This window comes from Enterococcus sp. AAFC-DPL-5146, from assembly GCF_058216635.1.
This window is the reverse complement of the sequence record NZ_CM177103.1, coordinates 2,953,771-2,966,449: the sequence shown is the minus strand read 5'-3', so window position 1 is coordinate 2,966,449 and position 12,679 is coordinate 2,953,771. Positions and strand designations below refer to the sequence as shown.

The following is a 12,679-nucleotide window of genomic DNA, read 5'->3' as shown; positions in this document are numbered from 1 at the left end:
CAATAGTAAAGGAGTTTAAACAATGAATGATTTAGAAAAAATAATTAAATGGATGACTGATCGCAAAGGAAAGATCACTTACTCAATGAATGCACGTCTAGGTCCCAATAGTTATGACTGTTCTAGTGCTGTGTATTTATCTTTAATTAGTGGCGGATTTTTGCCAAATGGCACCATGGGTAATACAGATACACTTTTTGCTCATCTTGAAAAAGCTGGATGGGATCAGGTGAAAGCTGATGCATCCGGTAGCTATCCAGCTAAAAAAGGAGATATTTTTATTTGGGGAAACCGTGGTTCTTCTGGTGGTGCAGCAGGACACACTGGAATTTTTATTGATAATCAAGATACTATTATTCACTGTAATTATGGTTACAACGGTATCACAATAAATAATCATGACACGATCTGGGAGTTAAATAGCTGCCCGCCTATTACTATTTATCGCTATGACAAAAATGAAAGTAATCCGCAAAAACCACAACCAACTAAACCAAAACCCGTGCCTCAAGAACAACAGTCTGGATTGATTCCTTTGAAAGGGACCTTTTATCCAGATAGACAATTGGCGGTCAGTAAGGACACGAATCCAGATGATAAAATCAGTCCAGCACTCGATTATTATTTATCTGGAATGAGTATTAATTACGATCACTATATTCATAGTAACGGCTATGTCTGGATCAGTTACATGAATTATGATGGCAAACGACGCTATGTCGCAGTAGGTCCAGATGATGGTCAGACGGATACAACGTGGGGAAAAGGTTTCTTTAATTAACATATTGCAGAGTTGAAAAAGTGTGATATGGAAAGTAATCTGTTAAATCATGTATATAGAAAACTAAAAGAAATTCAGACTTTCACCAAACAATCGTAAAAAATAAACCAATCTTTCACCACAAAATAGTCACAATTTCAGGTTATTATATATTCATACCAAACAAACAACCCTAACAAAACACTTTTTCATTTTTTAACTCCTTTTCCCGCTCTTCCCCAAAGAGTGGGTCTTTTTTTGTAGTTTTCTATAATCCTTCATCTCAGCTTTTTCACGTTTACGTTTAGCTATAAGCACTTATTCATCAGTATAAAAACAAAATAGTACAATTTTGATATTTATATAAATATATTTGTGTTTTTATGTAAAAAATGTTAATATTCCTTATGCGAAACGGACAAAAAGGGACGAAAAATTGTCTTTTGGTCTGTTTAATTAAATGTGATTTATTGAGCAAATAGTATTTTCATAGAAAAGAGGAGAGAGATGATGAAAAAAAAGATAACAACTTTATTTATGCTGGTCTGTCTGATAGCGCCTGTTTTTTTAGGTCCGATGAATGCTTATAGTGTATCAGCAGATGCATTAGTAGAGGTGAAAAAGTCAGTTGAAACAGAATCTGAACGTTCATCGACAAGTCAGGAACAATTTACAGATTTTGCAACAACGGATGTTTCTGAAGAAACAACTAGTGAGAGTGAAATTACCATCGTTGAGTCAGTTCAGGAGAACCAATTAAATCTTTCATGGGTTTCAGCAGATGGAACAGAAACTCACCATTTGAACGAAACGTCTAAACAAGATTATTGGAAAGGAACTTTACGTGTAAAAGGAAATAACTCTGAAAATGAGTTACGCTATATTATTGATATGGGTAGTAATTTCAATGGAACACTTTCTAGTAAAAATCCATCCCTTCAAATTCGTAATCTTCCGCAAAAAGGTCAATGGGAAATCATTAGTTATGAGGCACAAACGAAGTACCAAGAAGAGATTGATGTAGTAATCGAAAAACAAGCATTGAAAGACGAAATGGATCAAAACAATGTTATTTTATTTGATTCCATTCATTTAATATATGCAGGAAATAAAGAAGAGGCACAAAAATTAGCCTTATCAGTAACATTTCCTACAGATCATCAAGTTGCAGTAGAGACACCAGAAGACAACAACCAACTTGTAGAAGCACCCATTGCAAATAGTGAAGAAGCAAGTGTTAAAAACAAGAGTCAAATGATAGCTAATCTGTCTATCTCAGAAGTTTATTCTAATGTTACACCGCTTGCAGGTGAATATTTTGATATGACAGTACGGGTAAACAGTGGCAGTATCGGAGAGTCTGAGGACTCTATAAAGAATACTCAGATTGTGGTCACATTACCCGATAGTGTTGATATTATTTCATTACCTACAAGTAATAACTACAGAGTAAAGACCGAAAAAATTGGGTTAGAAACACAAGTAACCATCGACTATTTAAAAGAGTTGCCAGTCGGTAGAATGCTAGATGTGCCATTTGGGTTACGTTTTAAAAAAGGAATTAGTTTACCCGAGACGACACTGAATGGTTTACTCAAAGTTACTGCAAGTAATGCCAAGGGGAAAGAAAAACGATTAGAAGTCATTCAACCGAAAATCAATGATCAAACCAATCATTTGATTGCTGAAAAAGCTCCTGATACAGAGCCGATCGAAGTTCATACATCGAAAATAAAAATCATTCCTGAAAACGACATCGGCGGAGTGAATATAAAAAATGGCAAGTTGCATATTGAATTTCCAGCGGATATTGAGTTATATAGTGTAACGTATCAAGGAAAAAATTATCCTGTTAGTGGACCTACAAATGGTGTATACACTGTCGATATTTTAGTGGGTGATATTCATGTAGCCGATGCTACAACAGCAGTCGAGCTGACCTATGAGTACCCATACTCTACCACAGGGGCTTCTAAAACCCATGAAATCAAAGCGACTTTGACAGGGGAAAGATTGGATGGAACACTCGTAAACGATGAAGCGATTTTGCCAGAAACAGTTCCAGCAATTGAAAATTTATCTGGTTATCCTGGAATCAAATTTTTTACAAAAACAGCTCCAGAAAAACTTCTTAAAGAAAAAGATCAAACCTTGGCCTATACGTTGACGTTTGCGCCAAGGTTAGACATGCGGGATGTTTACTTGGTGGATGATCCTATTAGAAATACCAGCGAACCAGATTTCTTTGAAGGATTCCGTTATCAAACATTTTCTTGGTCTGCCCAAAAGAGTAAAAACCCTGCAATCACAGGGTTGGTTAGTACAGAATTATTATATCAAACGAAAAATAATCGCAATTGGCAGTCAATGGGGACAACAAGTCTGGCTAATACAGTGCAAGTATCTAGTCTAGGTTTAGCCGAAGGAGATTATGTCACGACAGTTAAATATATCTTTACTTATCAAGGGTCAAAAAAAATACCGAAAGATGCTGGTAAAGTTTCAATCTCAGCGATTGGTAAAACGATGGATGGCGTCAAAAACCCTGATCTTTCCTTAAAAGATGGTTTGACCAACACGTTGCATATTTATGGAGATCGCAAACATGCAAATGCTCCTGAAAGTTCGTATGAAGCTTTTGTAAAGGGCGGTTATGAAGCAAATCAGGATGATACTAATAATACGCAAAAGGCAACAACGATTTTTACTGGTGAAGGGGCGTATCCAGGCTATTCTAATTGGGAACAGCCATTTTCTCCAAAAATCAATGATATTGGTTCTACATTTGTCTATCAAATAAATGTAAATAATGTTTATGGTTCGGGTGCATTGAAAGATGCGATTTTGTATATTACAATACCTATCACCATTAATATTGAAAACGTTGAGTTAGTGAAACCTCAAAGTGATCCTAACGCACAAATTGAGGTTAAACAAGTTGATGACAATACACAATTAGTGGCCATTCGTTATAATAATGATTGGCGAAATAATGAAGGATATAATGATAATCATGCCGTAAAAATTACCGCTAATGGTTCTGAAAAAGTCAGAAAAATAGAAGAGTTTAACAATTACTTGGTATCTGGAGATAAAAAACAAAATTATGATGGCGGAGCTGATTGGGTTTCAGGTGTTCCAGGCGTTGGTGGCGTTGTAGCGGCCATGTCTAAGTATCGTCAAGTTCATTTCAATCGTTCAGTAGGCTTAGATAGTAAAAAGGAAATCTCTAAAGATGGTGTCACTTTCTCTCGTGTTACCAACCTTTTAAATCAAGGTGGAGGAACTGATGTAACGTATCGTTTAACAGTACCAAACAATGGTGCTATCAAAATCAATGAACTACATATCATTGATAATCTCCCAAGTAAAAGTGATACGATGACAATTTCAGACAGTGGTCGTCATTCTACAATTGGAGGACAATTAAAAGCAATTGCTTTGGCAGATGGTTCTGCTTTAGGTGGGAATTATGAGCTTTATTATTCAACGAATACGACTGCTGAAAATAATTTAACAGAGTTACAAAAATTAACAAATGATCAGTCTACATGGCAAGTTTGGGATGGACAGACGCCATTAGACCAATCTGCGACAGCAATTAAAATCATAAAAAAAGATGGCTTAGATAGTCAACAAACTGCTTCTTTTAACCTTTCTTATCATATTCCTGAGATTGAAAGTGAGTTAGAGACGATTTGGAATAGCTTTGCTGTAGGAGGCAGCTATACAGATGGCGCCACCAATGCAACTTTAGAAGTTGGCGAACCAGTTAAATCTGGCGTTTATCTAGGAAAAGAAGAGCCGACTAAAAAAATAGCAGGTGTTTTATGGTCAGATGAAGATGCTAATGGACTAAGAGAAGAGTCAGAAGCACGAATTTCCAACGCTGAAGTTAATCTCTATGATTGGAATAATGATTTAGTTAGCACAACAAAAACAAAAGCAGATGGTTCATATGAATTTAATCATCTCTATAATAAAAAATATCGTGTAACAATAAAACGTATCAATTCAACTTTGAATTTAACAACCTATCAGACAGGCTCTGATCAAACAATCGACAATGATTTTCTAGAACTAGATACAGACAAACAGTTTGGGGAAACCTATGTTGATTTACCTACTGAATCACATCCATTGAACATTGATGGCGGCTATACAGAACCAACAACTATTGATGGATATATCTGGCATGACAGTGACCGTGATGGATTGCAATCTGCAGGTGAACGTCCTATAAGTAATGTTAAAGTCTCTCTTTATCGCATGGATCACACAAGACAGGAAGTTTTGGTTAAAACAGTAGAAACGGGAGCGAATGGAAAATATTACTTTAACGGTTCTCAAATCCAACCAGGAAACTACCAGATACATGCAGAAATTCCTGACGAATATGCTGCGACCATTAAGGGAGAAGTAACTGAAAAACAAAATTCAAGATTTAATAACAACGGAAAAACAGATGCAATCGAAGTAAAAAAAGGAGTGAACACCGATTGGGATTTAGGTTTAGTTTTTGATTTGCCGACATATACCAGTATCGAAGGTAAGAAAGTTTGGAAAGGTGATCAAAATCAAAAAAATCAACGACCTCAATCAATTAATGTTCAAGTGTTTCAAGATGGGGAGGTTTACGGTAAGACATTTACAGTTAAAAACAATCAGACAGATGAATGGGTATTTTCTTTAGATGGTCTACCAGAGTATCAACCAAAAAGTAATCAAAAATATGTTTATACAATAAAAGAAGTTGATGTGCCGAAGAACTATACCAGCGAAGTGGACAATGCCGCATTTACAATTACAAATACGTATATTGGTGATGCTACTGACCCGGAGAAAAAACCTAATCCTGTTAAGCCAGAAGAGTCAACAAGCGGAAAAGAAAGCGGCAGTACAAGTTCTAGTGAGGAGCTAAACAGCGGTGGTATTGACAACACAAGTGGGAGTTATGGAAATACTAAAGGAACGAATGGAAAAAATAATAGCAGCTATTCAAATCAATCCAAGTTTCCAAGAACAGGTGAAAAAACGGAACAATATATTTTCATGGGGATCATGATGATTGCAGGAACCCTAGGATTTTCTTTAATGAGTAGAAATCGATATAGAAAATTTTAATAAACTTGAGAGATATCTCAAAGAAAAAGTCTAACTTTTAATAGAAAATCGTAAAAAATAAACCAATCTTTCACCACAAAATAGTCACAATTTCAGGTTATTATATATTCATACCAAACAAACAACCCTAACAAAACACTTTTTCATTTTTTAACTCCTTTTCCCGCTCTTTCCCCAAAAGAGCGGGTCTTTTTGTTGTTTAGTTATTCTATAATAGTAGAAAATTCATCAACGGTGTAGCGAATAGAGTCGTAACCATTGTTCAAAGCTTTACCAATTGGTAATAACATGATTGGAATCCAATGATCAGGAACATTTAGAAGTTCATGAATCTTAGAGAAGACAGCTCCTCTCATGGGAACTGTACCATAACCATGAGCACGAATAATGTGTATTAAATGCATTGCAAATAAACCAGAGTCTAGAGCCGCACCAAATTCTTGCTTATCGTTTGGGTGTAAAGTGAAAAAATCTTTGACCGTCTTAATTTGTTTTGATGCTATTTCATCATCGAAAATATTTTGCTCAACCATGCGCTTAGTGATTTCTTCGATATGATTGTATTGAGTTGTGTCAGCATATAAGATAAATACCGCTGAGGCTTCTTTGATTGCTGGCTGATCAAAGGCTAACTTGGACAATTTCTCCTGAATGTTTTTATTTTTTACTGCAATGACTTTCCAGGGTTGTAAATTATTGCTAGATGGAGCAGATGATGCTTCTTCGAGTATTTCATTGATTTCTTTATTTGTCATTTCAAATTGTTTATCAAAGTTTCTGATTGATTTTCGACTAATTAAAAACTGCGTTATTCCCGTCATTGGGAGTACCAACTTTCTCTTTATTTTTCACTTGATCAAGTGTTATAGTAATTCTATTATTTATAATCGGTAGAAACAAGTACGCACATTTTTGTGTTTGTAAAAAGGAGTGGAGTCAAATGCAAGAAAAAAAATCAGCCTGTGGTGTAACAAAATCATTATCAATCATTGGAAAAAAGTGGAGAATTGAAATTCTTTGGCAACTTTCGTACCATTCAGTTCTTAGATATAACGCACTAAAACGGGAACTTGAGGGAATAACCAATACAACTTTAAATCGAGCTTTGGAAGACTTACAAAAATATAGATTGATTTATCGAAAAGAATTTGATGTCACTCCGCCTCATGTGGAGTATTCTTTGACTGAAGAAGGTAAGGAACTGATTCCAGCATTAGAAATCATTAACAATTGGGGACATGAAATGGTGGAAAAAGGAATTGGAAGGGATGAGGAAACAAAAATAAAATAGCTGAAATTTATCATTACTACTATCGTTATCAAGAAGCGTCAAAAAGCATTTCTCTTATATCATGAGCAGTGCTTTTTTGTTTCTCAATTAAGGATTATTACAAAATAAAAAATTGATGTTCATTTTTCGAATGAATCCTTTTTACATCAGCAGTAAAATAAAAATATAGAATATTGGAAGAGATGATGAATAACGAAGGGAAGTAGAGCAATTTAGACAGGCATCATACAGAGATATCACTAAACATAATCACAACGAAAAAGTTTTAAGCTACTATTTACTTAAATCAAAGCCTATGAAAAAACAGGAATCGATGGTATTTTTATACCAGAGTTGAAAAAAAGAAATTGCAATTGAAGTAATAGTATCAATTCACTGGATACTAAATATCAAAAAAGATGATTTTACAGAAAATCTAACTAAGTGAAGAGGAAAAAAATGAGGTCACTTATAGTCCAAATTACTGATGGATTCAGCTAAATAGTATAAACAAAATTATTTAAAATAAAGTAGAAAGGATGCTTCCAATGATTAGCGAAAAAGAAAAAAAGCATTATTATAAAGCTTTACTAGCAAAAGATCCCACGTATGACGGTATTTTCTTTGTAGGTATCAAATCAACAGGCATTTTCTGCCATGCAACCTGCCCAGCCAGAAAACCAAAATATGAAAATTGTACCTTTTACGAAACCGCAGAAGAAGCTCTCTTATCTGGCTATCGACCTTGTAAAAGATGCAAACCATTATCTTTTCCAAGAGAAATCCCCCCTTTAGTTCAGCAGATGGTGGAATTAGTAGAAGCAAATCCAGAAAAGCGTTGGAAAGATCGAGATTTTGCTGAATTAGGGATTCACTCAATGACTGCCAGAAGACAATTTAAAAAAGTCTATGGCATGACCTTTGTTCAATATGCGCGTTCAAGAAGGATGGGAATGGCTTTGAAATCAATCAAAAATGGTGAAAAACGAATCGATACGCAATTAGATGCAGGGTATGATTCTTCCAGTGGATTCTACGATGCTTTTTCAAAAATCATGGGTAGAAATCCAAAACAATCCCAAGAGATCAAAATCTTATCTGCCGATTGGATTGATACGATTCTTGGCCCAATGATGAGTATTGCGGACGACGAGTATTTATATTTACTGGAATTTGTTGATCGTCGTGGCTTGGAAAGAGAAGTAGAGCGGCTGCGGAATCGTTTGAATGCGTCGATTGTTCCAGGAAAAACAAAGATCAATGAGCAGATCAAAGAAGAATTGGGGCTTTATTTCGAGAAAAAGTTAGATGAATTTCAAACACCTTATATGTGTATAGGCTCTGATTTTCAAAAAAGTGTTTGGCAGGAACTAACGCAAATTGAACGAGGTCAAACATCGTCATATAAAGAATTAGCAACAACAATTGGAAATCCCAATGGCATGCGAGCAGTAGGTAACGCAAACGGAGCTAATCAACTAGCGATCATTATTCCTTGTCATCGTGTAATTCAGACAGATGGCAGTTTAGGTGGTTATGGTGGCGGTGTGGAACGTAAGAAATGGTTGTTGAAACATGAGAGAGAATATTAGATGTAGTTGTTTGAATAGCAATATAAAAAATAATGAAGTTCACCTTTAACTCAGGAGACTATCATTGTTTTTTTTGCTTTCCTTTTAAATAAAACATGTTATTTTAATATAAGTCAAAAAATGACAAAATAACTACTATTTTGATTGAAAGGTTCTTTAAAGTTATGTTAGTGTAAAGAAGTAGTTAGGTTAACCTATCAAAAAATTAAAGAAAGAGTGGTTAGTAATTTGAAGAAAGTGTTATTAAATCTATTGTTCGTATGTATGGGAAGTGCAACATTATTTGCTGCAGGTACGCAAGCTTTTGCTGAAAATGTAACTATCACAGAAGAAAATAACCATGTCATGGGAAACAATTTAAAAAAGGAAGAAGCTTTTAAAAGAAATCAATCAGTTGTATTACCTTATGCACCAAAAGTACTTCCAAGAGCTGATTTTATCGATATTTCTTCTTGGAGTGGTGAAATATCTGTAGAATCTTATAAAAAAATGAAGGCACAAGGTGTTAAAGGTGTAGTAGTAAAATTAACTGAGTTCACAACCTATACAAACCCTTTAGCTAAGGTTCAAATTGAAAATGCGAAGAAGGCTGGTTTAACAGTTTCTGCCTTTCACTATTCTTGGTTTGTAGATAAACAAAAAGCAGTTGATGAAGCGAATTACTTTGCGGATTTTGCTGAAGAACTTGGCTTAAGCCCTGATACAGTAATGGTTAATGATGCAGAAGAAGGGGAAATGATCCCGGCAGATGTGACAATCACATCAATGGCTTTCAAAAACCAATTGAACAAACGTGGATTTAACAATGTGATTCATTATAGTATGGCAAGCTGGTTTACAGAAAATTACCTAGAATTCGATGTCTTGGGTAAAGAAAATAGCTGGGTCGCAGAATGGCCAAAAACACCATCAAGTGAAAATTTATTGTACTCAGATACAGCTGGATGGCAATGGAGTTCACAAGTAGAATTTGAAGGTGTACCAGGAGTATATGATGCAAGTGTTGATTATCTTGGTCGCTTTATTTCTACACCTGAATTTAAATTGGGAACTGATTTGAAACCTATCCAGTATTACCAAGGTGAAGAGGTAGCCTATCAAGGAAAAAAGTATACGGTGATTCAAACACATAAGAATTACGGTGATCCTTGCAGTGTTCCTGGAATTGCGAATGCATTGTTTGCAGTGAAGGGTTAGTTGGAATTGAAGAGTGGATAATGGTCCTGAAGAAAAATAGCCTACTCATAATAAAAAAATTATATAATACTAGAATACAATTTTTTCGTAACAAAGTAGTAAGAACCCATAAAACTACGAATATAGTTTTATGGGTTCTTACTACTTTTATGACCGCTTTGTGATTGTTAATCTCTATTTTCAAAATAGATTAACATTTTCTCTGGACTATTATCTATGCTCTAATAAGGTGCCTCTTTTTAAATGCGGCAAATAAATTATTTTTAACTTCTCTCCTTTTTTTATAGAGTATTTAGAGTAGAATCTTAATCTAATTTCTTGTCCTGATTTGGATTTCACGGTCACAATTTTTGGAAATGCTCTATTACTTTGCGTAGCAGAATTTTCTGCAATGCCATCAATTAATTGATAGTTATTATTGATAACATTGGGTAGATCCATTATTTCTGGAAATACATACCCTACAAACATAGTTAACATAATAATTATAAATAAACTTTTAAAGACGATGTCAAATTTTTTTTCATTTTTTTTCATGAACTCTTGCTTAGATGGGGCTGCATTTTCATATTTTATAAAATTTTCATTTCGAATAATTTTGATTCCTCCATAGATGCTAACCCCTATGCTTAGAAGAACCAGAATATAAATTATAGTAAGATACGGTTTATTCATTAAAATTCTCCTTAGTAAATCTATACAATACAATCTATTTCGTCAATATCTATATCATTGTCTTCCGAATTACTCAAATACATTTCCTTAAATTTATCATACCCCATATTTGCTAATTCAGAAAGTAGAAATGCCAATCCAAATTCTTCAATAAGTGACACAGACAAACCTTTAAATATAACTTTGGCACTCATCTTGCCAGCAGTTCCGTTGGCTAATTTAGTCATTCCGGATTTGTATACCGCAGTAAAACTATTTCTTCCTGAGTTTATTCCAGGAATTTTAACCTCGGGGAATGGTATGGCGCCTATAATACCACCTATAAATGAGCTAACTCCTGTATTCATGCCAATTTCTCCCCAAGTGCGGTCTACTTTCCCAGTTGCTTTTTCCAAACCTTGCCCAACTAAAGTAGACGTCCCTGAGCCGATGGCAGAGCTCCAGCTATTGGGCCAACATACAGGGTAGAAACACCTCCAGCAGCTCCTACGTAAGTTTCTATAGAAGACATTTCCCAGTTTCCAGTCACAACTCCAGAAACTACATCACTTACACCTTGCGAAACTACTCCGACCACTGCTCCAACTCCTGCAGCAATTGCATCATCTAACCCAAACCACAATCCACTTTTGTCTGTTTTGTTTGTAGGGGTATTCATGGAGTATGAGTAAGGATTTATACTTTCCGGCATCGTTAAGATACCTAAAACTGGATCCCAAGATACAAAACGCCCTTGCTTCTGATCATAATATCTCGCCTGCGCATAATTCATCCCACTGATCTCATCATGTTGATACCCAGTAAAGCCAAAAGGTTGACTGGTAGGCATACTGAATAAAGATTGTCCAAATTCATCAAACCCATATTCTTCAATAGTCTGCCCGGTATTTGTTAACTGGCGTAACGGACTACCTAAATCATCTAACAAAAAGTACTCTTCTTCATTCTTTGCCAGCAATTCATTATCCCATAAAGACAGTTCTTTGTCTTCATTTACCTGACGTGCCAATAAATTATTATATGGTTTTGTCAAATCTAAAATATACTGAATCTGCTTCTTTCCCATCAACACTTAGTTTTTTTACCTTCGGGTTAATGCTTACACCATAGGAGGGCTGACGTGTAAGTTTGTTGTATCATTTTCTTCACTATTACCAAAGCTGATGCATCCTTGTAAACTGAGGATGAACCCTCCTAATAGTAAAAAAGTGAATATTTTTTTCATAGTTCCCTCCTTATGCTAGATTGTAGCTCATAGTAGGTATGTTAGAAAACTTGTATGATCGTAGGTTGCAACGGTGAGGAGCCACTTTAATTAGTTCTTTGCGGTATTCAAGCAAAAAAAGTGTAAATATCTCATTATCGATAAGTACACTTTTTCACTCTATCTTTTAATTTGTTACAGTAAACTCGCCATTATTTTTTAAATCATCGAAGTAATAAAAATATAGCTGATCTTTCCCTATTTTGAAAGGAATGATTTCAGTGGGTTTTTGATTATTTACTTTCATTTTTTTCACATCTTTTTTAGCTGTTAATGACCAAATGAAATTAGGATACTTTTCTACACTTTTTATAGCGTAAGGGTCATTATTTATAGGTAAAAACATTTCTTGTTCTTCAATAATACTTTTATTTTTGTACAACGTATTATTAATAAAATCATATGATGGACTATAGGCTAGAGGATTTGAATAATTTTTCTTGCCCTCCGTTATTTTTAATCTAAATCGCATAACCACAAAAATTTCTTCCCCGCCAGGTTGAATGATAGTACCATAAAAGTTACAGCTTTTAGTATCTTCAATAATTTTTATAGTTTGTTTTAGTGTAAAATCAGCTTTTTTTCCATCCGCAAAATTGTTATGTTTGATTGCTTCGCTGATCGTTGAATAATAATTATTGATATAGTCGTCTTCATTAAAATCTGAATCTCGTTCAGTGATGCCTTCTACTTTGGTTGTATTATTATCCTCATCACCAAAGCTAATACACCCTTGCAAACTGAGGATACATCCACCTAATAATAGAAAAGCAAGTATTTTTTTCATAGTTCCCTCC

The 12,679-nt window shown here is 34.8% G+C and carries 10 protein-coding genes; 5 read left to right on the top strand and 5 right to left on the bottom strand.

Annotated elements, in window-relative coordinates; genetic code table 11:
- Positions 1–22: 22 nt before the first annotated feature.
- Together AC4BB2_RS13525 and AC4BB2_RS13520 are read left to right on the top strand one after the other, a co-directional pair.
- Positions 23–781 carry a peptidoglycan amidohydrolase family protein gene (locus tag AC4BB2_RS13525; protein ID WP_490473412.1) on the top strand — a complete coding sequence of 253 codons (759 nt, stop codon included), beginning with the start codon at positions 23–25 and terminating at the stop codon, positions 779–781.
- Between the two features lie 489 nt (positions 782–1,270).
- Positions 1,271–5,884 (top strand): SdrD B-like domain-containing protein, encoded by a 4,614-nt coding sequence (locus tag AC4BB2_RS13520; protein WP_490473411.1) that lies wholly within the window; start codon positions 1,271–1,273, stop codon positions 5,882–5,884.
- A gap of 203 nt (positions 5,885–6,087) precedes the next feature.
- On the opposite strand, the gene AC4BB2_RS13515 is transcribed toward AC4BB2_RS13520, so the two are convergent.
- Positions 6,088–6,705 (bottom strand): nitroreductase family protein, encoded by a 618-nt coding sequence (locus tag AC4BB2_RS13515; RefSeq protein WP_490473410.1) that lies wholly within the window; start codon positions 6,703–6,705, stop codon positions 6,088–6,090.
- A gap of 119 nt (positions 6,706–6,824) precedes the next feature.
- On the opposite strand from AC4BB2_RS13515, the gene AC4BB2_RS13510 reads away from it, so the two are divergent.
- From AC4BB2_RS13510 to AC4BB2_RS13500, 3 genes are all read left to right on the top strand, one after another.
- Positions 6,825–7,175, top strand: coding sequence for a winged helix-turn-helix transcriptional regulator (locus tag AC4BB2_RS13510; RefSeq protein WP_490473409.1), 351 nt, complete (start codon positions 6,825–6,827; stop codon positions 7,173–7,175).
- Between the two features lie 527 nt (positions 7,176–7,702).
- Positions 7,703–8,746, top strand: a complete 1,044-nt coding sequence (locus AC4BB2_RS13505) for a bifunctional transcriptional activator/DNA repair enzyme AdaA (protein WP_490473408.1) — start codon at positions 7,703–7,705, stop codon at positions 8,744–8,746.
- A 237-nt stretch (positions 8,747–8,983) separates the two neighbouring features.
- On the top strand, positions 8,984–9,943 hold the full coding sequence (locus AC4BB2_RS13500) for a GH25 family lysozyme (protein WP_490474707.1): 960 nt from the start codon (positions 8,984–8,986) through the stop codon (positions 9,941–9,943).
- A gap of 210 nt (positions 9,944–10,153) precedes the next feature.
- On the opposite strand, the gene AC4BB2_RS13495 is transcribed toward AC4BB2_RS13500, so the two are convergent.
- The 4 genes from AC4BB2_RS13495 to AC4BB2_RS13480 form a co-directional block, all read right to left on the bottom strand.
- Entirely contained in the window at positions 10,154–10,618 is a 465-nt protein-coding gene (locus AC4BB2_RS13495) for a hypothetical protein (protein WP_490473407.1), read from the bottom strand.
- Positions 10,619–10,638: 20 nt separating this feature from the next.
- Positions 10,639–11,013 (bottom strand): hypothetical protein, encoded by a 375-nt coding sequence (locus AC4BB2_RS13490; RefSeq protein WP_490473406.1) that lies wholly within the window; start codon positions 11,011–11,013, stop codon positions 10,639–10,641.
- 11 nt (positions 11,014–11,024) lie between these two features.
- Positions 11,025–11,684, bottom strand: a complete 660-nt coding sequence (locus tag AC4BB2_RS13485; protein ID WP_490474706.1) for an RHS repeat domain-containing protein — start codon at positions 11,682–11,684, stop codon at positions 11,025–11,027.
- A 325-nt stretch (positions 11,685–12,009) separates the two neighbouring features.
- Positions 12,010–12,669: a hypothetical protein gene (locus tag AC4BB2_RS13480; protein WP_490473405.1), complete on the bottom strand. Its 660-nt coding sequence runs from the start codon at positions 12,667–12,669 to the stop codon at positions 12,010–12,012.
- Positions 12,670–12,679: the final 10 nt, after the last annotated feature.